Annotated in this window: 18 protein-coding genes; 11 read left to right on the top strand and 7 right to left on the bottom strand. The window is 64.5% G+C overall.

Annotation, left to right across the window (positions count from 1 at the left end; all coding sequences use genetic code 11):
• Positions 1–59: 59 nt before the first annotated feature.
• Positions 60–866, top strand: coding sequence for a cell division protein DedD (dedD, locus tag WIR04_RS08405; protein ID WP_338891860.1), 807 nt, complete (start codon positions 60–62; stop codon positions 864–866).
• Positions 867–977: 111 nt separating this feature from the next.
• Here the strand turns inward: dedD and WIR04_RS08410 are convergent, their stop codons facing one another.
• The 3 genes from WIR04_RS08410 to WIR04_RS08420 all read right to left on the bottom strand — a co-directional run bounded on the left by WIR04_RS08410 (position 978) and on the right by WIR04_RS08420 (position 4,445).
• Positions 978–1,334 carry a TusE/DsrC/DsvC family sulfur relay protein gene (locus WIR04_RS08410; RefSeq protein ID WP_041204294.1) on the bottom strand — a complete coding sequence of 119 codons (357 nt, stop codon included), beginning with the start codon at positions 1,332–1,334 and terminating at the stop codon, positions 978–980.
• 154 nt (positions 1,335–1,488) lie between these two features.
• Positions 1,489–3,624, bottom strand: a complete 2,136-nt coding sequence (yccS, locus tag WIR04_RS08415) for a YccS family putative transporter (RefSeq protein ID WP_338891862.1) — start codon at positions 3,622–3,624, stop codon at positions 1,489–1,491.
• A gap of 164 nt (positions 3,625–3,788) precedes the next feature.
• On the bottom strand, positions 3,789–4,445 hold the full coding sequence (locus WIR04_RS08420) for a Bax inhibitor-1/YccA family protein (protein WP_041994335.1): 657 nt from the start codon (positions 4,443–4,445) through the stop codon (positions 3,789–3,791).
• 336 nt (positions 4,446–4,781) lie between these two features.
• On the opposite strand from WIR04_RS08420, the gene WIR04_RS08425 reads away from it, so the two are divergent.
• Complete coding sequence (locus WIR04_RS08425; RefSeq protein ID WP_338891866.1) at positions 4,782–5,033, top strand: DUF6719 family protein; 252 nt, start codon at positions 4,782–4,784, stop codon at positions 5,031–5,033.
• Between the two features lie 120 nt (positions 5,034–5,153).
• On the opposite strand, the gene prpF is transcribed toward WIR04_RS08425, so the two are convergent.
• The 4 genes from prpF to prpB form a co-directional block, all read right to left on the bottom strand.
• Complete coding sequence (gene prpF, locus WIR04_RS08430; RefSeq protein ID WP_338891868.1) at positions 5,154–6,356, bottom strand: 2-methylaconitate cis-trans isomerase PrpF; 1,203 nt, start codon at positions 6,354–6,356, stop codon at positions 5,154–5,156.
• 154 nt (positions 6,357–6,510) lie between these two features.
• Positions 6,511–9,129, bottom strand: coding sequence for a Fe/S-dependent 2-methylisocitrate dehydratase AcnD (gene acnD, locus WIR04_RS08435; RefSeq protein ID WP_338891870.1), 2,619 nt, complete (start codon positions 9,127–9,129; stop codon positions 6,511–6,513).
• A complete protein-coding gene (gene prpC, locus WIR04_RS08440; protein ID WP_338891872.1) occupies positions 9,129–10,289 on the bottom strand; it encodes a bifunctional 2-methylcitrate synthase/citrate synthase in 1,161 nt (386 codons plus the stop codon). The genes acnD and prpC overlap by 1 nt, the downstream gene beginning before the upstream one ends.
• 64 nt (positions 10,290–10,353) lie before the next feature.
• Positions 10,354–11,253, bottom strand: a complete 900-nt coding sequence (gene prpB, locus WIR04_RS08445) for a methylisocitrate lyase (RefSeq protein WP_111911518.1) — start codon at positions 11,251–11,253, stop codon at positions 10,354–10,356.
• A gap of 369 nt (positions 11,254–11,622) precedes the next feature.
• Between prpB and WIR04_RS08450 the strand changes: the two genes are divergently transcribed.
• The 9 genes from WIR04_RS08450 (at position 11,623) to WIR04_RS08490 (ending at position 22,099) form a co-directional block, all read left to right on the top strand.
• A complete protein-coding gene (locus tag WIR04_RS08450; RefSeq protein WP_338891875.1) occupies positions 11,623–12,603 on the top strand; it encodes a quinone oxidoreductase in 981 nt (326 codons plus the stop codon).
• 73 nt (positions 12,604–12,676) lie between these two features.
• Positions 12,677–13,525: a TauD/TfdA dioxygenase family protein gene (locus WIR04_RS08455; RefSeq protein ID WP_338891877.1), complete on the top strand. Its 849-nt coding sequence runs from the start codon at positions 12,677–12,679 to the stop codon at positions 13,523–13,525.
• Positions 13,526–13,606: 81 nt separating this feature from the next.
• Entirely contained in the window at positions 13,607–14,659 is a 1,053-nt protein-coding gene (locus WIR04_RS08460) for a 3-keto-5-aminohexanoate cleavage protein (RefSeq protein ID WP_338891879.1), read from the top strand.
• A 190-nt stretch (positions 14,660–14,849) separates the two neighbouring features.
• Entirely contained in the window at positions 14,850–16,172 is a 1,323-nt protein-coding gene (locus tag WIR04_RS08465; RefSeq protein WP_338891881.1) for an MFS transporter, read from the top strand.
• Entirely contained in the window at positions 16,169–17,152 is a 984-nt protein-coding gene (locus WIR04_RS08470) for a DsbA family protein (RefSeq protein WP_338891883.1), read from the top strand. Before WIR04_RS08465 ends, WIR04_RS08470 begins: the two co-directional genes overlap by 4 nt.
• Positions 17,140–18,159: a YeiH family protein gene (locus WIR04_RS08475; protein WP_338891885.1), complete on the top strand. Its 1,020-nt coding sequence runs from the start codon at positions 17,140–17,142 to the stop codon at positions 18,157–18,159. Before WIR04_RS08470 ends, WIR04_RS08475 begins: the two co-directional genes overlap by 13 nt.
• A gap of 89 nt (positions 18,160–18,248) precedes the next feature.
• Positions 18,249–18,944: a CoA transferase subunit A gene (locus WIR04_RS08480; RefSeq protein ID WP_338891887.1), complete on the top strand. Its 696-nt coding sequence runs from the start codon at positions 18,249–18,251 to the stop codon at positions 18,942–18,944.
• A gap of 104 nt (positions 18,945–19,048) precedes the next feature.
• Positions 19,049–19,678 (top strand): CoA transferase subunit B, encoded by a 630-nt coding sequence (locus tag WIR04_RS08485; protein WP_338891889.1) that lies wholly within the window; start codon positions 19,049–19,051, stop codon positions 19,676–19,678.
• A 507-nt stretch (positions 19,679–20,185) separates the two neighbouring features.
• Positions 20,186–22,099 (top strand): DUF1302 domain-containing protein, encoded by a 1,914-nt coding sequence (locus tag WIR04_RS08490; RefSeq protein WP_338891891.1) that lies wholly within the window; start codon positions 20,186–20,188, stop codon positions 22,097–22,099.
• Positions 22,100–22,102: the final 3 nt, after the last annotated feature.

Consider the following 22,102-nt stretch of genomic DNA (forward strand, 5'->3'; position numbering starts at 1 on the left):
GTTCATGGTTGATGCCAGCAAAATTGCAAAAATTCTAAGCAACATGGGTGGGAATTAACTTGGCTTCGAAGTTTCAAAACAGATTGGTGGGGACCGTCATCTTGGTCGCCCTGGTTGTCATTTTTCTGCCGGATCTGATGGACGGCAACAAGCTGGAGCAGAAGGAAGAGGCGTTTGCCAAGATCCCGCTGCGCCCTGAGCTGGAGCCCGCCAAGCCCGCCCTTCAGGTCTCGGCGGCGAGCACCCTGCCGGCCGATCACCTAGCGAGCCAGCAGCAGGCCTCTGCCGCCACCCAGTGGCAGGTAGAAGAGATTGGGGATACGGTGACCCTGGCCAATCAGGCTGGTACCAACCCGGCGGCGACCAACCAGGCGCCCGTCACCCAGCAGCAGCCGGTGCAGGCCGTGACGCAGCCGCAGCCCAAAGCCGTACCCAAGCCCGAGGTGGTGGCCAAGAAACCGGTGGAGCAACCCAAGCCCAAGCCGGTGCCCCCCAAGCCGGTCGAGGTGAAGAAGCCGGTGGAGAGCAAGCCGCAGGTGGGTCAGATCAAGTCCATGGATGATCTCATCGCGAGCAAGATGACGACCCAGGCGACTACCCCGGCACCCGCAGCGGCAGCCCCTGCCCAGGGCAGCTGGATCCTGCAGCTCGGCGCCTTCAAGAATGCTGACAGCGTCAATGCCCTGGTGGGCAAGCTGAGGGCGGCCGGCTACTCTGCCCAGACCGCGCCGAGAACCCCGGTGCAGGGGCAGATCAACCGGGTCTTTATCGGGCCGGATGTCTCCAAGGCCAAGCTGCAGGGCATGCAGAGCAGGATAAGCCAGATGACGGGGCTGAGCGGCTCAGTGGTGGCTTACAACCCCTGATGCGGGTTTGACGAACGCCGAACGAAAAATACCGCGCCTCATTTCACAGATGGGCGCGGTATTTTTTTTGGCCTCCGTTCGGGGGCGGGTAGCAAGACATCAAACCGGTGTTTAGATGCACTTCACCGGTTTGGGCAGGCCGGCAATCTTGGTGGCCTGCTTGGCAGGTCCCTCGGGGAACAGCTTGTAGAGGTAGCGGCTGTTGCCCTTCTCGGGGCCGTATTGTTTCTCCATCGCCTTGACCAGGGCGCGGATGGCGGGGGAGGTGTTGAACTCCAGATAGAAGGCCCGCACGAAGCGCACCACTTCCCAGTGCGGCTCCTCCAGCACTATGCCCTCCTGCTCGGCCAACACCAGCGCCAGCGCCTCGCTCCACTCTTCGCTGTGGCGCAGATAGCCCTTGGCATCGGTCTCGATGAGTTGGCCGTTGAAATGCAGCTGATGTTGTTCGGACGGGTGCTCTGACATGGAGGCTCCTCGGGCTGTCGGGATTGGGCGGGCATGGTAGCGCCTTGATCTTCGGTGAGCAACCAGCCAAGGCGCGCCAAGGCACAGAATTCACCGGGCAGGGCCGTCGTCCCGCCTGGTGAATGCTCTCTGGACTGCTGTCTTCCTTCAGCCGTCAGGCGTTGCCTTGCCGGGTGAGCAGATGGCCGTCGTTGGCCAGCATCAGCAGTTCATCCGCCAGCTGGCTGATGAGGGTGAGCTGCTGGGTCAGCATCAGCTGCTCCTCGCTGCTGTCCGGGGCGATGGCCGGGCATGAGCCCTCGAGCTGGGCCGGCATCTCCCCCGCCAGATGGCCGGCGGCCCGCTCCAGGGTATGGCTGATGTGGCGGCTGATCTCGTCAAGGCCTTCTATGGGCTCCAGCCTGTCACGGTGTGCCCCTAGGGCCGAGATGTAGGAGAGCAGGGCGTGGTTGCGCCAGGTGAGGGTGAAGCAGAGATCGAGGAAGCGGCGGCGCTTGCTCGGCTCCACCAGCATGCTCTGCCAGGCCATGGCCAGCTCGCTGTCGGCCAGGTGGGCACACTTGCGGGCCACCCGGTAGTCGAGGGACTCGTCGCGCTGGCGGTGCAGGCTGGCGAGCACAGCCGACAGGTAGCGGGCGTTGGCGGAGAGGGAGTTGGCAATCAGGGTCGGCAGCCGCTTGTATTGCCAGTCCGGCCAGAGCCAGGCCACCAGGGCGTAGGAGAGCAGGCAGCCGAGCAGGGTATCGAGCAGGCGCGGCCCCAGGATGGCGAAGCCGATGCCGTCCAGCAGGTTGAACGCCATCAGCACATAGAGGGTGATGAAGCAGACGGCGGCGCTGTAGTTGCTGCGCACCTGGGTGAAGAACAGGAAGGCGGCCAGCCCCATGATCCCCAGTTGCAGGTGCAATTCGGGGAAGAGCCAGAGCACGGGCACGCCTATCAAGATGCCAGCGAAGGTGCCGAGCATCCGCTGCACCAGGCGGCGGCGGGTGGCGCTGTAGCTCGGCTGACAGACGAAGAGCACCGTCAGCAGTATCCAGTAGCCCTTGTCCAGACTGAATGCCTGCAGGATGCCGTAACCCACCACCAGGCCCAGCGACAGTCGCAGGGCGTGGCGAAACACCATGGAGTTCGGGGTCAGGTGCTGCTTGAGCAGGGTCAGCAACGGCAAGGAGGCAGGCCTCGCCAGGGGCGGCAGGCTGGTGGGAGGCGAGGCGGGGTTTTGCAGCTCCTCGGCGCTGGCCAGCAGCTCGTTGATGCTGGCCAGGTTGCGGCGCAGGAACTTCATCGGCGTCAGCAGGGTCTTGGGATAGTGCTGCTTGAGATGGGTGAACTCCAGCTGGTCGCCAAGGGCCTCCAGGGTCCAGTGGATGCGCTTGTGATGGGCATAGGGCTTGTGCACCAGGATGGCGTAACCGAGCCGCTGGCACGCCTCAGAGAGCTGCAGGAACACTTCCTGGAAGCCGTCGAGCACTATGCCCTGCTTGAGCTCGGCCTCGAGCCGGCTGTAGGGGTAGTGGCTGGAGGTGGCCCGCTCCTGGATCTCCAGTGCAAGCAGGTAGAGCCGCAGCAGGCCGGCGAGCTCGGGTGCCGCCTGATGGCGGGTACTGAGGCGGGCATTGAGCGCCGTCTTGGTCAGATTCAGGGCATTGACCAGGTTGATGTTGAGCTGGGCCAGGTTGTGGCGAATGGCCTGGGCGCCGTGCTCGTCCGCCGGGAAGAAGCGGGACTTTTCCAGCAGGTAGCGGCCGAGGGCGAAATAGCTCTGGGCGAGCTGCTCGTGCAGCGTCTTGTAGGGCAGCAGCCAGAGCCAGACGAGAGAGACCAGGCCGTACCAGAGGGCGCCGGCACCGAGCGCCAGCGGCTGGTAGAAGAGATCCGGCGCCTTGGCGGCTCCCAGCATGGTGTAGATGGCGATGAGCAGGGAGCCGAAGCTGATGGTGGCGTAGCGCTGACCGAGCGCCCCCACCATCACGAAGATGAAGGTGGAGCCCGCGAGCCCCAGGGCAAACAGCCAGGGGGTGGGGAAGAGGTACTGCACGCACAGGGAGGCAAACAGGAAACAGACCAGCGTCATGGCGAGGTTCTTGACCCGGCCCCACAGGCTGTCATCTGTCTCGGCGATGGCCCCCGCCACTACCCCGAGGGAGAGCAGCACTGTGAGCTGGATGTCACCTGTGGCCAGGGCGAAGGCGAGCAGCCCCAGGATGGCCAGCAGCACCTTGAGGGCGAAGTAGATGTGGCTGTCGGTCAGCAGACGGCGCAACAGGCTTGAGAAATCCATGGGCATGGGATGAAGGCAACCCTTGAGCGAAACGAAAGTGACAGCATAACCCGTCGGCAACGAAGTGGCCCTGATTTGGATCAGGGCCACTTAGCTTCATATCCTTGATTTGCAACTTATCCTGACAGAAAGAGGTGCCAATAAAAACCCCGCCGAAGCGGGGTTTTTCATCAGTTGCGGTTGCCGCCAAGCAGGCTCAGCAGACTCAGGAAGATGTTGTAGATGGAGACATACAGGGTCACGGTGGCGGAGATGTAGTTGGTCTCGCCGCCGCGCACTATCTGCTGGGTGGTCAGCAGGATGGCGCCGGAGGAGAACAGCATGAACATGGCGGACAGGGCCAGGCTCAGGGCGCTCATCTGCAGGAAGATGTTGGCGACCATGGCCACCAGCAACACCCAGAAACCGACGAACAGCATGCCGCCGATGAAGGAGAGGTCACGCTTGGTGGTCAGGGCATAGGCCGACAGACCGAAGAAGGTGAGCGCCGTGCCGCCAAGGGCCGTCATCACTATCTCGCCGCCACCGTTGTTCATGTACATGTTGATGATGGGGCCCAGGCTGTAGCCGAGCAGACCGGTCAGGGCGAAGGTGAACACCAGCCCCATGCCGTTGTCACGATTCTTCTCGGTCAGGAACATCAGACCGTAGACACCGACGAGGAAGATGGCCCAGTGCAGGGGCGGCATATTCATGACGGTGGCAACCCCGGCAACCACGGCAGAGAAGCCAAGAGTGAGGGAGAGCAGCATATAGGTATTGCGAAGCACCTTGTTGGTGTCGCGCACGGCACCCTGGGTGCCAGTGTAGATAGAACGGGTATCCATCTTGATGTCCTCTTGATTTCCGGGGTGAGGCGGAAGATTCCGCTTCGTTAACGCATTGTATGCACTGAATGTGTGGATGACGAGCGCTGATTTCAAGCGCCCCCCAACTGTGTCGGCCTCTACTATTCCAGAGCAAAGATGTATTGCGCATGAACAAGAGGATGAGGCTGCACTGTCAGCCAGGCCTGGGTAGTGTGATTGTACCTGTCTTGCTGTGTCTGGAATCGTCACAGCGCCGCTCAGGGTGGCTGTCGGCCCAAGGGGATGGCTGGCACACTGCTGGTGTGCACGGGAGCTTGCCGGTGCGCGTAATCAGATCACGACAGGGAGTGGCCTATGGCTGTCATATGGAAGAGCGCGCTGTTGTCAGGGGGGCTGTTGCTGGGCTTGGTGTCGGGTTGCGCCCATTTAGCGCCGACCCCCATCAGCTATCTGAGCCAGGATCCCGCGCCGGGCAAGCTCCCTTATGGGCAGGTTGCCTATGTGGACGATGGCCAATGCCCGGATGGTCAGGTGAAGCGGCTGATCGGTGGCGATGCGAAGAAGAGCATACCGCGCCATGTGGAGTGCGTGGCGCGCCCGCAATAATGGGTGGATAAGCAGGGGAGTAGCCTTGCCTGAAAGCAGGGTAGATCAGCCCCCAATCCGAAGGGCACCACAAAAAGGCCCGGGCCTCTTCATTTTGGTGGTGTGCAGGCTTGTTGCGGGCTAGAAGGCATCCCCCGGCACCCGCACCCAGCCTTCCATCAGGATGCGGGCGGAGCGGGACATGACCGCCTTGGTGACCGTCCACTCGCCATTCACCTGCTGCGCCTCGGCGCCCACCCGCAAGGTGCCTGAAGGGTGGCCGAAGCGCACCGCCTCACGCTCGCCGCCACCGGCCGCCAGATTCACCAGGGTGCCGGGGATGGCCGCCGCTGTGCCTATGGCCACGGCGCAGGTGCCCATCATGGCGTGGTGCAGCTTGCCCATGGAGAGGGCCCGTACCAGCAGATCGATCTCGTTCGCCTGCACTTGCTTGCCGCTGGAGGTGCGGTACTCCCTGGCCGGCGCGATGAAGGCAATCTTGGGGGTGTGCTGGCGGGTGGCCGCCTCGGCGGGCGTCTTGATCAGCCCCATGCGCAGGGCGCCAGCAACCCGGATGGCCTCGAAGCGCGCCAGCGCCTCGGGGTCTGTGTTGATCGCTTCGCGCAGCTCGGTGCCCTGATAACCGATCTCCTCGGCGTTGACGAAGACGGTGGGGATGCCAGCGCTGATCAGGGTGGCCTTGATGTTGCCAAGGCCGGGCACCTCGAGATCGTCGATGAGGTTGCCGGTGGGGAAGAGGGCGCCGCCGTCCTCGCCATCGTCGGACGGGTCGAGAAACTCCAGCACGATTTCGGCGGCGGGGAAGCTGACCCCGTCCAGCTCGAAGTCACCGGTCTCCTGCACCTGACCGTTGGTCACCGGCACCTGGGCGATGATGGTCTTGCCGATATTGGCCTGCCAGATCCGCACCACGCAGATGCCGTTGTCCGGGATGCGGGCGGGATCCACCAGGCCGGCGTGGATGGCGAAGGCGCCGGCTCCGGTGGAGAGGTTGCCGCAGTTGCCGCTCCAGTCCACAAATGCCTTGTCGATGGCGATCTGGCCGTAGAGGTAGTCCACGTCGTGATCGGGCTGCTGGCTCCTGGAGAGGATCACGCACTTGGAGGTGGAGGAGGTGGCGCCCCCCATGCCGTCCATGTGGGCCGAGTAGGGGTCGGGGCTGCCGATGACGCGCATGAAGAGTGCGTCGCGGGCAGGGCCCGGCACCTGGCAGCGTTCTGGCAGATCGGTCAGGCGAAAGAAGACGCCCTTGCTGGTGCCGCCGCGCATATAGGTGGCCGGGATCCTGACTTGAGGTGTGTGAATCGAAGAGAGTGTGGCCATGAATCTTGTCCTGAAAAGGGGGACGGATCCTTCTTCCTCGGGGAGAAGGTGCCCTAAGGGGGGATGAGGGGAGATCCCCTCACCCCAACCCTCTCCCTTTGGGAGAGGGAGCACATCATGCCTCTCCCGGTGAAGGGGAGGGGAATACCATATATCAGCTGGCGGCCTTGTGGGTGGTCGCTTCCAGGAAGTCCTGGGCGAAGCGTTGCAGCACGCCGCCCGCCTCGTAGACCGAGACCTCCTCGGCGGTATCGAGACGGCAGGTCATGGGCACCTCGACCACTTCACCATTGCGACGAGTCACCACGAGCACGAGATCGGTGCGCGGGGTGCGGGTCCCTTTCACGTCATAGGTCTCGGTGCCATCCAGTCCCAGGGTGAGGCGGCTGGTGCCCGGTTTGAACTCCAGCGGCAGCACCCCCATGCCGATCAGGTTGGTGCGGTGAATGCGCTCGAAGCCTTCCGCTGCTATCACCTCCACCCCCGCCAGCCGCACCCCCTTGGCCGCCCAGTCACGGGACGAACCCTGGCCGTAGTCGGCGCCGGCGACGATGATCAGCGGCTGTTTGCGCGCCATGTAGGTCTCGATAGCTTCCCACATCCGCATGACCCGGCCCTCCGGCTCAACCCGGGCGAGGGAGCCTTTCTTCACTGCGCCGTTCACCACCGCCATCTCGTTCACCAGCTGGGGGTTGGCGAAGGTGGCGCGCTGGGCGGTCAGGTGATCGCCGCGGTGGGTGGCGTAGGAGTTGAAGTCCTCCTCCGGCAGGCCCATCTTGTGCAAATATTCCCCCGCCGCGCTGCTCATCATGATGGCGTTGGAGGGGGAGAGGTGATCCGTGGTGATGTTGTCCGGCAACAGCGCCAGCGGCCTCATGCCACTCAGGGTGCGCTCGCCCGCCAGGGCCCCTTCCCAATAGGGGGGGCGACGGATATAGGTACTCATGGGACGCCAGTCATACAGGGGCGCGACCTTGGGGCCATGGTCCTCCTCTATGGTGAACATGGGGATATAGACCTGGCGGAACTGCTCAGGCTTCACCGAGGCCCTTACCACGGCATCGATCTCGTCATCTGACGGCCAGATGTCTTTCAGGCGAATTTCCTTACCGTTCACCACTCCCAGCACATCCTTCTCGATGTCAAAACGCATGGTGCCCGCGATGGCGTAGGCCACCACCAGCGGCGGCGAGGCGAGGAAGGCCTGTTTGGCGTAGGGGTGGATGCGGCCATCGAAGTTGCGGTTGCCCGACAGCACCGCGGTGGCGTAGAGATCACGGTCGATGATCTCCTGCTGGATGGCGGGATCCAGGGCGCCGGACATGCCGTTGCAGGTGGTGCAGGCGAAGGCCACCACGCCGAACCCGAGCCGCTCCAGCTCGTGATCCAGTCCCGCCTCTTTCAAGTAAAGCGCGACCGTCTTGGAGCCGGGCGCCAGAGAGGACTTCACCCAGGGCTTGCGGGTCAGGCCGAGCTGGTTGGCGTTGCGCGCCAAGAGCCCCGCTGCAATCACGTTGCGCGGGTTGCTGGTGTTGGTGCAGCTGGTGATGGCGGCGATGATGACGGCCCCATCCGGCAGCAGGCCGTCGGCCTCCTGGGCGCGGGCCTTGTCCAGATCCACCGCTATGCCGCGGGTGGCAAGATCGGCCACCGGCAGGCGGCGGTGGGGGTTGGAGGGGCCCGCCAGGGTGCGTACCACGGTGGAGAGATCGAAGTGCAGCACGCGCTCGTACCGGGCGCTCGCCAGGGCGTCGGCCCAGAGGCCCGCCTCCTTGGCATAGGTCTCCACCAGCTTGACCTGTTCACTATCACGGCCGGTGAGGCGCAGGTAGTCGAGGGTCTGCTGGTCGATGAAGAACATGGCCGCGGTGGCGCCATATTCCGGTGCCATGTTGGAGATGGTGGCGCGATCGCCGAGGGTGAGGGCGGCGGCGCCCTCGCCACGGAACTCCAGGTAGGCGCCGACCACCTTCTGCTGACGCAGGAACTCGGTCAGCGACAGCACCAGATCTGTGGCGGTAATGCCGGCTTGCGGCTTGCCACTGAGCTCCACGCCGACGATCTCCGGCAGCCGCATCCAGGAGGCGCGCCCCAGCATGACGTTCTCCGCTTCCAGCCCGCCCACCCCCACCGCTATCACCCCGAGGGCGTCGACGTGGGGGGTGTGGCTGTCGGTGCCGACACAGGTGTCCGGGTAGGCGATGCCTCGGTCGTTGTGAATGACCGGCGACATCTTCTCCAGGTTGATCTGATGCATGATGCCGTTGCCCGGCGGGATCACCTCTATGTTCTTGAACGCCTGCTTGGTCCAGTTGATGAAGTGGAAGCGATCCTCGTTACGGCGATCCTCGATGGCGCGGTTCTTGGCAAAGGCATCCGGGTCGAAGCCGCCGCACTCCACGGCCAGGGAATGATCGACGATGAGCTGCACCGGCACCACCGGGTTGACCTGGGCAGGATCCCCCCCCTGATCGGCGATGGCATCGCGCAGGCCGGCCAGGTCCACCAGGGCGGTCTGGCCCAGGATGTCGTGGCACACCACCCGGGCCGGGAACCAGGGGAAGTCGCGATCGCGCTTGTTATGGACTATCTGGCCGAGGCACTCGCCGAGGATGGCCGGATCGCACTTTCGAACCAGGTTTTCGGCATAGACGCGGGCGGTATAGGAGAGTCTGTCCCAGGCGCCGGGGGCGATGGCGTTCACCGCCTCACGGGCGTCGAAGTAGTCCAGCACCGTGCCAGGCAGCGGCTTGCGGTATTGAGTGTTGGTCATCACTTGCGCTCCTTGAGCGGCACGAAGGTCAGATCCTCCGGGCCCACGTAGTTGGCGCTCGGGCGGATGATCTTGCCGTCGATGCGCTGCTCGATGACGTGGGCCGACCAGCCGGAGGTGCGGGCGATGACGAACAGCGGGGTGAACATGGCGGTGGGCACCCCCATCATGTGGTAGCTGACGGCGCTGAACCAGTCGAGGTTCGGGAACATCTTCTTGGCTTCCCACATGGTGGACTCCAGGCGCTCGGCGATGTCGAACATCTTGGTGTTGTGCTGCTCCTCGCTGAGTGAGCGTGCCACCTCTTTGATCACCTTGTTGCGGGGATCCGAGACGGTGTAGACGGGGTGACCAAAGCCGATGACCACCTCTTTCTTCTCGATGCGGGCGCGGATGTCGGCCTCGGCTTCATCGGGATTGTCATAACGCTTCTGGATCTCGAAGGCCACCTCGTTGGCGCCGCCGTGCTTGGGCCCGCGCAGGGCACCGATGGCGCCGGTGATGCAGGAGAACATGTCGGAGCCGGTGCCGGCGATGACGCGGCCGGTGAAGGTGGAGGCGTTGAACTCGTGCTCGGCGTAGAGGATGAGGGAGGTATGCATGGCGCGCACCCAGGAGTCACGCGGCTTCTCACCGTGCAGCAGGTGCAGGAAGTGGCCGCCGATGGAGTCGTCGTCGGTCTCCACCTCGATGCGCTTGCCGTTGTGGCTGAAGTGGTACCAGTAGAGCAGCACCGAGCCTAAGCAGGCCATCAGCTTGTCGGCGATGTCCCGGGCACCCGGGTGGTTGTGGTCGTCCTTCTCCGGCGACACGCAGCCCAGCACCGAGACGGCGCTGCGCATCACATCCATGGGATGGGCGGAGGGGGGCAGTTGCTCCAGTGCGGTCCTGACACCGGAGGGCAGGCCACGCAGGGCCTTGAGTTTTGCCTTGTAGGCGGCGAGCTCCGCCACATTGGGCAGATGACCATGCACCAGCAGGTGGGCTATTTCCTCGAATTCGCAGCTGGTGGCCACATCCAGAATGTCATAGCCACGGTAGTGCAGATCGTTGCCGGAGAGGCCCACTGTACAGAGGGCGGTATTGCCGGCGGCGGTGCCGGAAAGGGCGACGGATTTCTTCGGCTTGAAGCCGGGGGGGGTTTCCACAAGTGCGCTCATCACAGGTTTCCTCATTCAGTCCGTTGAAGCGCCGGCTGCCAGCATGAGGCGGCCGGTCGGCATGTTATTCCTTGGTAGACAGGTCCTTGGTGAACAGCCTGTCCAGGGTCTGCTCGTAGTGGTGGTAGCCGAGGAAGTCGTAGAGGGACTCTCGGGTCTGCATGGTGTCGACCACGGCACGCTGGTGGCCGTCGCGGCGAAGCTGCTGATAGACGTTGAGGGCGGCCTGGTTGGCGGCGCGGGCGGCGCTCAGGGGGTAGAGCACCATGTCGACGCCGTGGGCAGCGAGGGCCTCCTTGTCAAACAGCTCCGTCTTGCCGAATTCGGTCATGTTGGCGAGGATGGGGACGCCAGCCGCCTGCTTGAAGCTGTCGTACTGGTGAAGTTCGGTGACCGCCTCGGCGAAGATCATGTCGGCCCCGGCGGCGGCGTAGGCCGCGGCGCGCTCCAGGGCCGAGCCCAGCCCTTCCACCGCCAGGGCGTCGGTGCGGGCCATGATGACGAAGCTCTCGTCCTGGCGGGCATCCACCGCCGCCTTGATGCGATCCACCATCTCGGCCATGCTCACCACCGCCTTGTTGGGCCTGTGGCCGCAACGTTTCTGGGCAACCTGATCCTCCATGTGGACGGCGGCGACCCCGCCGCGCTCGAAGGCACGGACGGTGCGGGCTATGTTGAAGGCGCCGCCCCAGCCGGTGTCGATGTCCACCAGCAGTGGCACCTGGGTGGCGGCGGTGATGCGTTCGGCATCGATGAGCACGTCGTTCATGGAGGTCATGCCGAGATCCGGCAGGCCATAGGAGGCGTTGGCCACCCCGGCACCGGACAGATAGAGGGCCTTGAAGCCGCTGCGTTCGGCCATCAGCGCCATGTAGGCGTTGATGGTGCCGACGATCTGCAGGGGTTTCTCATTGGCCAGCGCGGTGCGAAAACGCGCCCCGGCCGAGGGGGACAAGTTAGACATAGTGACTCCTTTCATGCTGCTCATGTTTTGCTGTGAATAGAACCATCTCACACTACGTTGACGTTAACGTCAATTATGCTTAGGTCCAAGGCCCGTCACTGAGCGGGCACAGGCGGCTGCTTCCTGGATAAATCCCTGTAATTCAATTAAATACCTTCAGGCTCCAACACCTTGCCCGGCCATGTCGCCTCGCCGTCATGGGGGAACAGGGCCGATTCTGTCGTCTTCCCCGAGGGCGGGCAACGAATTCGAAGGGGGGTGTCATGAGATGAAAAGTGGCTGTCGCCCGATGAAAAGCGGCCATTCACCCAACCCCCTAGATTCAATCCGGACGATGCATTTCATTCACGAACGGATTGGAGAACAGAGATGGCCAACGCCATACGCTTTTATGAAACCGGGGGCCCGGACGTGCTGCGCTACGAAGAGGTGGCGGTGGGCGAGCCCGGTCCCGGCCAGGTGCGTCTGCGTCATGCCGCGGTCGGCCTGAACTATGCCGACACCTATTTTCGCAACGGCACCTACCCCATCCCCATGCCCAATGGCCTCGGTGTCGAGGCGGCCGGGGTGGTGGAGGCGGTGGGCGAGGGGGTCAGCAACGTGGCGGTGGGCGATCGCGTCACCTACACCGGCTTTATCAACACCCTAGGCGCTTATTCTACCGAGCGCCTGATCCCGGCCGCCCCCCTCATCAGACTGCCGGACAGCATCAGCTGCGAGACCGCCGCCGCCATGACAATGCGGGGCCTGACGTCTGCCTACCTGATGCGCCGCATCCATGACTTCAAGCCCGGTGACAGCATCTTGCTGCACGCGGCCGCGGGGGGCGTCGGCCTCATCGTCGCCCAGTGGGCCAAGCTGCTGGGGCTGACGGTGATAGGCACCGTCTCGAGCGACGCCAAGGCCGAGCTGGCCCGTGCCCACGGCTGCGACTTCACTATCGACTACAGCCGCGAAGATGTGGCCACCCGGGTGCGCGCCCTGACCGGCGGCGCCGGGGTCGAGGTGGTGTTTGACAGCGTCGGCAAGAGCACCTTCATGGGCTCGCTCGATTCCCTCAAGCGTCGCGGCCTCATGGTCTGCGTCGGCACCGCCTCCGGTCCCATCGAGGGCTTCAACCCGCAGCTGCTGGCCATGAAGGGCTCCCTCTACCTGACCCGTCCGGCGCTCGCCGACTACATTGCCGATCCCGCCGAGAAGGAGGCCCTGGCCGGCGAGCTGTTCGAACACGTGGCCAGCGGGCGGATCAAGATAGAGATCAACCAGCGTTACGCGCTGCAGGACGCAGCACAGGCTCACCGCGATCTCGAGTCGCGCCAGACCACGGGCTCCTCCGTGTTCATCATCTAGGCCAAGGATCCCAGGCCAGCCCGCACTGGAGGGCGGCGCCTGCAGCACTGACTTGTCATTCAGGGAGAGAGACATGCGTGTAGAACAACTGACCTGCCACATAGGCGCCGAACTGAGCGGCGTCAACCTGGCGGACGCCGTTCACGATGAGGGGCTGTTCGCCGAGATCCGTACCCTCTTGCTCAGGCACAGGGTGCTGTTCTTGCGCAAGCAGGATATCAGCCGCGCCGATCACGTGGCCTTCGCCCGCCGCTTCGGCGAGCTGGAGGATCACCCTGTGGCGGGCAGTGACCCGGAGAACCCCGGCCTGGTGCGCATCTACAAGTCCCCCGAGGTACCCAACGATCGCTACGAGAATGCCTGGCACACCGACGCCACCTGGCGCGCCCAACCGCCCATGGGGTGCGTGCTGCGCTGCGTGGAGTGTCCGCCCGTGGGGGGCGACACCCTCTGGGCCAACATGGTGGTGGCCTACGAGCAGTTGCCGGGGGAGATCAAGGAGAAGATCGCCGGCCTGCGTGCCCGTCACAGCATAGAGGCGAGCTTCGGGGCGGCCATGCCCATCGAGAAGCGGTTGGCCTTGAAGGCCCAGTTCCCGGATGCGGAGCACCCCGTGGTGCGCACCCACCCGGAGACCGACGAGAAGATCCTCTTCGTCAACGCCTTCGCCACCCATCTCACCAATTTCCACACCCCGGCCCACGTGCGTGTCGGTCAGGACTACAGCATGGGGGGCAGCGATCTGCTGCGCTACCTCATCAGCCAGGCCTATATCCCCGAGTATCAGGTGCGCTGGCGCTGGCAGCCGGGCAGCATCGCCATCTGGGACAATCGCAGCACCCAGCACTATGCCGCCATGGACTACCCCCCCAGCCATCGCAAGATGGAGCGGGCCGGGATCATGGGAGATACCCCCTTCTGATCAAATCCCGGGCCCCGCGCCCGGGAGATATCACCACGCCCGGCTCTTCATGGAAGGCCAGCCAATTTAAGGAATGAACAGATGCAATTTTTTGACGATTCCCTGCACCCGGAAAACATGGAAAAAGTGGTCATCACAGTGGCCCCCTATGGCCCAGAGTGGGCCCCCGGCGACTTCCCGGAAGACATTCCGGTGACCATGGAGGAGCAAGTCCAGAAGGCGGTCGACTGCTACGAGGCGGGAGCCACAGTGCTGCACCTGCACGTACGCGAGCTGGACGGCACCGGCTCCAAGCGCCTCTCCAAGTTCAACGAGCTGATCGCCGGGGTGCGCAAGGCGGTGCCCGACATGATCATCCAGGTCGGCGGCTCCATCTCCTTCGCGCCGGAAGGGGAAGGCGAGGCGGCCAAGTGGCTCTCCGATGACACCCGCCACATGCTGGCCGAGCTGACCCCGAAGCCGGATCAGGTCACTGTGGCCATCAACACCACCCAGATGAACATCATGGAGCTGCTCTACCCCGAGTACCTGGCTGGCACCTCCCTGGCGAACCCCGCCTACCAGGCGGCCTACAGCGAGATGACGGTGCCGGCCGGCCCGGCCTGGGTGGCGGAGCACCTCAAGCGGCTGATGACCAATGGCATCCAGCCCCACTTCCAGCTGACCGGCATGCACGCCCTCGAGACCCTGGAGCGGCTGGTGCGCCGGGGTGTCTACATGGGCCCGCTCAACCTCACCTGGATCGGTATCGGCGGCGGCTTCGACGGTCCCAATCCGTTCAACTTCATGAACTTCGTCCACCGTGCGCCGGACGGTGCCTGCGTCACCGCCGAGTCGCTGCTCAAGAACGTGCTGCCCTTCAACATGATGGCCATGGCCATGGGGCTGCACCCCCGCTGCGGCATCGAGGACACCATCATAGGCCAGCACGGCCAGCGCATGAGCTCGGTGGAGCAGATCCGCCAGTGCGTGCGGGTCGCTCACGAGCTAGGCCGCGAGGTGGCCAACGGTAAGGAGGCGCGCGCCATCTACCGCATCGGCGTGCAGTACGACAGCGTGGAGGAGACGCTGCTGGCCAACGGCATGGCGCCGAACCGGACCCCGGGCCAGAAAGGGGTGCCACAGCGGTCCTGAGCCAGATGGGTCGCCGCAAAAATAGCGGGGCGGCGACCCCCCAACACTGTTTGCCAAACGGCCTTGCGCCTTGCAGTATGCAGCACGCAGGGCAACTGAGTGATGAATCAATATTGTCTGGCCGGGGGCCTCTGCCGCCGGTCCGTCGACCGAAAAACCCAACCCAATTTGCAGTAGCGCGAGGGATTGTATGGCTACGTATCATATCGATGACGACCCAGAGGCCGGCAAGGTTGCCGTGCCCCGTCGTTATGCCTGGATAGTGTTTGCGCTGACCTTCGGTCTGCTCATCTCCGATTACATGTCGCGTCAGGTGCTCAACGCCGTCTTTCCCATGCTCAAGGGGGAGTGGGCGCTCTCGGACACCCAGCTGGGCCTGCTCAGCGGCATAGTGGCGCTCATGGTCGGGCTCTTGACCTTTCCCCTCTCCCTGCTCGCCGATCGTTTCGGGCGAGTCAAGAGCCTGGCCCTGATGGCCGCGCTCTGGAGCCTGGCGACCCTGGGCTGCGCCCTGGCCCAGAACTACGAACAGATGTTCGTCGCCCGCTTCCTGGTGGGGGTGGGGGAGGCCGCCTACGGCAGCGTCGGCATCGCCGTGGTGGTCTCTGTGTTCCCGCGGGAGATGCGGGCCACCCTCTCCGGCGCCTTCATCTCCGGCGGCATGTTCGGCTCCGTGCTCGGCATGGCCACCGGGGGCGTGCTGGCGCACCTCCTCGGCTGGCGCTGGGCCTTCGCCGGCATGGCCCTGTTCGGCCTGGTGCTGGCGGCGCTCTACCCCATGGTGGTGAAGGAGTCGCGCATCGCGACCCCTTGCCGCGCAACCAAGAGCAAGGCTGGAGAAAGAAGCCCGCTGCGCAGTCTCTATTCCAGCCGCTCGGTGATCTCGGCCTATGTGGGCAGCGGTCTGCAGCTGTTCGTCGGCGGCACCGTCATCGTCTGGATGCCGAGCTATTTCAACCGCTACTACGGGCTGGACACGGACAAGGCGGGGCTCATGGCCGCCATCATAGTGCTGTGCAGCGGCGCCGGCATGATCCTCTGCGGCATGCTGAGCGATCGGCTCTGCCGCAACCGGCCGGATCGCAAGATAAGCCTCGCCATCGCCTATTGCCTCGGGAGCTGTCTGCTGCTCTCCCTGGCGTTTGCCCTGCCGGCCGGGCTGCCCCAGCTGCTGCTGATAGGTCTGGGGATGTTCATCGCCACCGGCACCTCGGGTCCCGCCGGTGCCATGGTGGCCAACCTCACCCACGCCAGCGTGCACGGCACGGCCTTTGCCACCCTGACCCTTGCCAACAACCTGCTCGGGCTGGCCCCAGGCCCCTTCATCACCGGCAAGGTGTCCGACCACATAGGCCTGGACAACGCCTTCCAGCTGGTGCCCCTCATCAGCGTCGCGGCGGCCGCCGTCTTCTTCTACGGCAAGCGCCACTACCACAAGGACGTGGCCCGGCTCGACGGTGACGCCGGCCGCCAGATCATCACTGGTCCCCAGGGCTCGGAGGTGAGGGCATGAGGCTCAGCATCGAGGTCTATGTCGATTTCATCTGCCCCTGGTGCCTCATCGGCAAACGCCAGCTGGTGCAGGCCCTGGCCCAACTGCGGGCAGAGCGGCCCGAGGTGCGGGTCGATGTGCACTGGCGCGGGGTGCAGCTGCTGCCCGCGCTGCCGGTGCAGGGGGAGGATTTTCACGACTTCTACCTGCGGCGCCTTGGCAGCGAACAGGCCATGGGCCTGCGTCAGGCCCAGGTGCGGCAGGCGGCGGCCAGCGTCGGCATTGCGCTGGACTTTGGCCATATCTCCCGCATGCCGAATACGGCCGATGCCCACCGCCTGTGGCAGCGGGCCTGCCAGCTGGGATCGCCGGCGCAGCTGGACGAGTTGCTGGAGCGGCTGTTCGCCTGTCACTTCCTGCACGGCGGGGATCTGGGGGATGGTGCTACCTTGCTGGGGCTGGCCGAGGCGGCGGGCTTTGGGTCCGCCGATCTGGTGAGCTGCCTGCAGGGGGACGGGACTCCCTTCCTCTGTGATCTGCCCGGGGCGGCCCAGCAGGGGGTGCCCAGCTTCGTGTTGGGGGAGGGCTTGACTCTCAGCGGGGCCCAGCCGGTGGCGAAGCTGCTGGCCAGCCTGCGCCAGGCGCTGGATGCGGCGGCCGGGGCGACGGCTGCGCGGATCTGGGTGCCAGCCGAGCGAGTGCCTGAACCGGGCAAACGTATCCTCATCGAGGCCCAGGGCAAGAGCCTGGTGCTGTTCAACGTCGATGGCCGCTTCCACGCCATCGACGACGGCTGCCCCCACCAGGGGGCCTCATTGTGCGGCGGTCGGCTGGAGGGGGAGGTGATCCAGTGCCTGGCCCATGGCCTGCGCTTCAACCTGACGACGGGGCTGCTGTTGAACTCGACCCAGCTCAGGGTCGGCCGCTACCCGGTCGAGCGGGAGGGAGAGGGGCTCTCCATCCTCATCCCATCCCGGGAGGTCAGCCCATGCTCACCCTGACCATGACGGATCGCTATCAGCGGGTGCGAACCCTGGCCCCCGGCATGGCGGTCAGCATCACGGTGGCGGCCGCCGCCACCTTCCTCGCCGAACACTACGGCGCCCCCGTGCTGCTGTTCGCCCTGCTGCTCGGCATGGGGCTGAACTTCCTCAGCGCCGAGGGGACCTGCAAGGCGGGCATCGAATTCACCGCGCGCAGCGTGCTGCGGATCGGGGTCGCCCTGCTCGGCATGCGCATCACCCTGGGACAGATCGCCGAGCTGGGCTGGATGCCGGTGCTGCTGGTGGTCACCCTGGTGGTGGTCACCATCGGGCTCTCGGTGGTAGCGGCCAGGCTGATAGGGTTCCAGCGGCTGTTCGGCATGCTGACCGGGGGGGCGACCGCCATCTGCGGCGCCTCCGCCGCCCTGGCCCTGGCCGCCTCCTTGCCCAATCACCCCCAGAAGGAGCGCGCCACCCTGTTCACCGTGATCGGGGTCTCGGTGCTCTCCACCCTGGCGATGATCCTCTACCCCATGATCGCCCGCTTCTTCGAGCTGACGCCGGTGGAGGCGGGGGTCTTCCTCGGCGCCACCATTCACGACGTGGCCCAGGTGGTGGGCGCCGGCTACAGCATGTCCACCGAGACAGGTGACGTGGCGACCGTGGTCAAGCTGATGCGGGTCGCCATGCTGCTGCCGGTGATCCTGGTGGCCGCCATGATCACCCGCAGGCAGGGGGCGGATCCCGCCTCTGGCAAGCGTCCGCCCCTGCTGCCCCTGTTTGCCGTCGGCTTCCTGGTGCTGGCCTGCATCAACAGCACAGGCTGGGTGCCCGTCCCGTTGCAGGAGGGGGTCAACGGCCTGTCACGCTGGTGCCTGGTGATCGCCATCGCCGCCATCGGCATGAAGACCCAGCTCAAGGAGCTGGCGGCGGTCGGCATCAAGCCCATCCTGCTGATGGTGGGGGAGACCGCCTTCCTGGTCGCCCTGGTGCTGACCCTGATGCATTGGGGCATCAAGCCTTAGGAAGGTCATGGATGCCGACTCAAAAAAACAGCCATAAAACGAACGCGCCCCTGTGGCCAACGGACTAGCCAGAGAGCAGAGAGGTAGTTATGAACAAGGTTTATCCCAGCGCCCAGGCCGCCCTGAGCGGCCTGGTGCAGGACGACATCACCATCGCCTCGGGGGGCTTCGGCCTGTGCGGCATCCCCGAGCAGCTCATCGAGGCGCTGAAGGACAGCGGCAAGGGCGGCTTCACCATCATCAGCAACAACTGCGGGGTGGATGACTTCGGGTTGGGGCCGCTGCTCCACAGCCGCCAGATAAAGAAGATGATCTCCTCCTACGTGGGGGGCAACAAGGAGTTCGAGCGCCAGTACCTCGCGGGGGAACTTGAGCTTGAGTTCACCCCCCAGGGGACGCTCGCCGAGAAGCTCAGAGCCGGCGGCGCCGGCATCCCGGCCTTCTTCACCCGCACCGGCTACGGCACGCTCATTGCTGAGGGCAAGGAGACCCGCCAGTTTGATGGCGAGTGGTATGTGATGGAACACGCCCTGACCGCCGACATCGCGCTGATCAAGGGGGCCAAGGCCGACAAGGCGGGCAACCTGATGTTCAACAAGACGGCGCGCAACTTCAACCCGCTCTGTGCCAAGGCGGGCCGGGTCTGCGTGGCCGAGGTGGAGGATATAGTCGAGGTGGGGGAGCTGGCCCCGGACGAGATCCACCTGCCCGGCATCTATGTGCAGCGGCTGGTCTTGAACCCCAACCCCGAGAAACGCATCGAAGTGCGCACGGTGAGAAGCTGATTGCGCAACGCTCATGCCCTGCAGGGATGTGCCGCCACAGGCGCTCTATCCACCTTATTTTGAAATGCGCATCGACCCGCGCACAGTGAGAAAGGACTTATCACATGGCCTGGACCCGTGAAGAGATGGCGCAGCGCGCCGCAAAGGAGCTGCAAGACGGCTTCTACGTCAACCTGGGGATCGGCCTGCCGACCCTGGTGGCCAACTACATCCCGGACGGCATGGAGGTGTGGCTGCAGAGCGAGAACGGCCTGCTCGGCATAGGCCCCTTCCCGAGCGAGGCCGAGCTGGATCCGGATCTTATCAACGCCGGCAAGCAGACCATCACCACACTGCCCGGCAGCAGCTTCTTCGACAGCGCCGAGAGCTTTGCCATGATCCGCGGCGGCCACATCAACCTGGCCCTGCTCGGGGCCATGCAGGTCTCCGAGCGTGGCGATCTCGCCAACTGGATGATACCGGGCAAGCTGGTCAAGGGGATGGGGGGAGCCATGGATCTGGTGGCCGGGGTCAAGCGGGTGGTGGTGCTGATGGAGCACTGCGCCAAGGGGGGCGAGCACAAGATACTGGAGTGGTGCTCCCTGCCGCTGACCGGGGTCGGGGTGGTGGATCGCATCATCAGCGATCTCGCCGTGCTGGACGTGACCCCCGGCGGCCTTCGCCTAGTGGAGCTTGCCCCCGGCATCGAGTTCGAGGCGCTGCAAGCCGCCACCGGCTGCGCCATAGCGCGCTGACGCTTAGCCATCCACGGGGAGGGCGCTCACTTACTCCCCGCTATTTTTTCTCGCCATCTACGTCTCTTGCCCCTTGGCTATCCTGCACCGACCCGTCGCCTCCCGCTTGTCTCCATCTCCTGTTTCCTTCGCGCCTTGTCTGTCGCCCGGATCACTGTTCTCAGCTGAACAAGGGCTGTATGGGGCCGGTCGTCGACGAGCGAATCCCGCGCCAGCCGCGGGATGCATCCCCTGTCATCAAATGAAAAGTGGCTGACGTTCAATGGCAAGCGCCGCCCTGGAACTAGGCCTTACAGTCGGCACACAAGAGAGAAAGACCGTCTCATCATAGTGAGCGACACCCCGGGGCCGATGCAAAAACAGAGCTGCATCCTCGAGAGCCAAACAAGGCGGTGCGCCATGAGGAAGGTCATCTCCCCTTGCATGAAGAAAAAGCCAACGGAAACGGCGATTAAACACAGAACAACAAATAACAAATAACAGATGACGATACTCGGAGAGACTGTAATGGATTACAAGCACACGAGTCATGGTTGCGGTGCCCTGCGCCTCAGCCTGCTGGCGACGGCCATCGCGGCCGTTCTCCTGCCAACCGTTCAGGCGGTCGAGATCGACACGGACAGTGAAGACTGGTCCGTGCGTTTCGACAACACCGGCAAGTTCAACTACGGCGTGCGCACCGAGAGCGCGGACTCCCGCATGCTCGCCACCCCGAACAACAACGACGGTGACTACAACTTCAAAGATTCCGGCGACACCGTCACCACCCGCTTCGATCTCTTGACCGAGCTGGACGTGGTGAACAAGGGCAATACCGGTTTTCGCATCAGTGCGGCGAGCTGGTATGACTATGCCTATGAGGATGTCGGTTCGGATGAGAACCCCTTTATCAATGGCAACAGCGCGACGTCCGGCATCATTGGACAGCCGCCCGTAGCGGGCAACCGTCACCTGAGCCCCTATGCCGATCGCTACTACCATGGCCCCTCCGGCGAGCTGCTCGATGCCTTCGTGTTCCACAACATGGAGTTGGGCGACGAATCCCTGCTCGGGGTCAAGATAGGCCAGCACAACATCTTCTGGGGGGAAACCCTGCTGAGCCCGGTGCACGCCCTCAGCTATGGCCAGTCCGGCCTGGATCTCGCCAAACTTGCGGCATCCCCGGGGACGGAGGCGAAAGAGCTGTTCGTGCCCCGCAACCAGATCTCCGCCTCCTTCACCCTGAACCCGGAGTGGACCTTCGCCGCCCAGTACTTCCTCGACTGGAACGCCGCCCGGCTGCCGGAAGCCGGCACCTACTACGGCAGCTCCGATCTGGTGGGCTTCGGGGCCCAGTCCTTCCTGTTGGGTCACACCGGTGGCCCCGGCCTGGCCGGGCCAAATGGTACCCTGACCAATATCCGCCGCGGCGAAGACATAGAGCCGGGCAAGCACGGTGACTGGGGCGTCATGACCAAGTGGTCCCCCGAGGCGCTGGATGCCACCCTGGGTGCCTTCTACCGCCGCACCGCCGACATCCTGCCCCAGGCGGTACTGGATGCACGTGGCATGACGATCAGAGGCGCCGCGCCGTTGCCGGCCGGGGCGATCCCCAACCTGCGCAACTCCATCGCGACCACCAGCTACTCCCTGGCCTATGGCGAAGACATCGATATCTTCGGCCTCAGCCTTTCCAAGGACGTGGCCGGGGTGAGCGTCGGCAGCGATCTGAACTATCGCCACAAGATGCCGCTTGCCAGCATCCCGGCACTGCGCAGCGCCTCGGGACCGGGCGGGTTGGCCAACGGCTTCGGCGCCCTGCCTCCCCGTCACGCCGGGACCGGGGTGATCACCGATGACACCGATGGCTACAGCGCCACCGGCGAGACCCTGCACTGGACCCTCAACGGCCTGATGACCTTCGCGGACACGGCGCTGTTCGATGGCGCCGCCCTGCTGGGGGAGCTCTACTACAGCAACCTGCTGAGCCTGGATGACCATAACAAGGCGCTCTACAAGGGCGAGGAGAGCTATCAGGGCATCGACAAGCCCACCCGGGATAACTGGGGGCTGGCGGTCAACTTCACCCCGACCTGGTATCAGGTGTTTCCGGGCGTCGACATGAGCATGCCGCTCTCGGTCAACTGGGGGCTGAGTGGTATCTCTCCGGTGCAGGCCGGCGGTGCGAAAGACACCGGCAACTACGCGGTGGGGCTCGGTGCCACCCTCTACAACCAGTATTTCGTCGATCTGAAGTACGTGGACTCCTTCGGCAAGTCTGCCGACTGTAATGACGGCGCCACCGATGGCTCCACCCCCAACGCCCTGGATGCGACCCAGCGCAACACCTGTTATGCCGGTGGTTACTCCTCCTTCTCCGGTGGCGGCGCCACCACGGAAGACAGGGGTGCCGTCTACCTGACCCTGAAGACCACTTATTGAGTC

It is taken from the genome of Aeromonas rivipollensis, from assembly GCF_037811135.1.
GTDB classification, from domain to species: Bacteria; Pseudomonadota; Gammaproteobacteria; order Enterobacterales; family Aeromonadaceae; genus Aeromonas; species Aeromonas rivipollensis.

What these genes read in the sequence shown, in the direction of transcription:
- WIR04_RS08410 (WP_041204294.1), bottom strand. Translation starts at nt 1,334, where the DNA reads ATGTCAGAGCACCCGTCCGAACAACATCAGCTGCATTTCAACGGCCAA.
- yccS (WP_338891862.1), bottom strand. Translation starts at nt 3,624, where the DNA reads ATGCCCATGGATTTCTCAAGCCTGTTGCGCCGTCTGCTGACCGACAGC.
- WIR04_RS08420 (WP_041994335.1), bottom strand. Translation starts at nt 4,445, where the DNA reads ATGGATACCCGTTCTATCTACACTGGCACCCAGGGTGCCGTGCGCGAC.
- WIR04_RS08425 (WP_338891866.1), top strand. Translation starts at nt 4,782, where the DNA reads ATGGCTGTCATATGGAAGAGCGCGCTGTTGTCAGGGGGGCTGTTGCTG.
- prpF (WP_338891868.1), bottom strand. Translation starts at nt 6,356, where the DNA reads ATGGCCACACTCTCTTCGATTCACACACCTCAAGTCAGGATCCCGGCC.
- acnD (WP_338891870.1), bottom strand. Translation starts at nt 9,129, where the DNA reads ATGACCAACACTCAATACCGCAAGCCGCTGCCTGGCACGGTGCTGGAC.
- prpC (WP_338891872.1), bottom strand. Translation starts at nt 10,289, where the DNA reads ATGAGCGCACTTGTGGAAACCCCCCCCGGCTTCAAGCCGAAGAAATCC.
- prpB (WP_111911518.1), bottom strand. Translation starts at nt 11,253, where the DNA reads ATGTCTAACTTGTCCCCCTCGGCCGGGGCGCGTTTTCGCACCGCGCTG.
- WIR04_RS08450 (WP_338891875.1), top strand. Translation starts at nt 11,623, where the DNA reads ATGGCCAACGCCATACGCTTTTATGAAACCGGGGGCCCGGACGTGCTG.
- WIR04_RS08455 (WP_338891877.1), top strand. Translation starts at nt 12,677, where the DNA reads ATGCGTGTAGAACAACTGACCTGCCACATAGGCGCCGAACTGAGCGGC.
- WIR04_RS08460 (WP_338891879.1), top strand. Translation starts at nt 13,607, where the DNA reads ATGCAATTTTTTGACGATTCCCTGCACCCGGAAAACATGGAAAAAGTG.
- WIR04_RS08465 (WP_338891881.1), top strand. Translation starts at nt 14,850, where the DNA reads ATGGCTACGTATCATATCGATGACGACCCAGAGGCCGGCAAGGTTGCC.
- WIR04_RS08470 (WP_338891883.1), top strand. Translation starts at nt 16,169, where the DNA reads ATGAGGCTCAGCATCGAGGTCTATGTCGATTTCATCTGCCCCTGGTGC.
- WIR04_RS08475 (WP_338891885.1), top strand. Translation starts at nt 17,140, where the DNA reads ATGCTCACCCTGACCATGACGGATCGCTATCAGCGGGTGCGAACCCTG.
- WIR04_RS08480 (WP_338891887.1), top strand. Translation starts at nt 18,249, where the DNA reads ATGAACAAGGTTTATCCCAGCGCCCAGGCCGCCCTGAGCGGCCTGGTG.
- WIR04_RS08485 (WP_338891889.1), top strand. Translation starts at nt 19,049, where the DNA reads ATGGCCTGGACCCGTGAAGAGATGGCGCAGCGCGCCGCAAAGGAGCTG.
- WIR04_RS08490 (WP_338891891.1), top strand. Translation starts at nt 20,186, where the DNA reads ATGGATTACAAGCACACGAGTCATGGTTGCGGTGCCCTGCGCCTCAGC.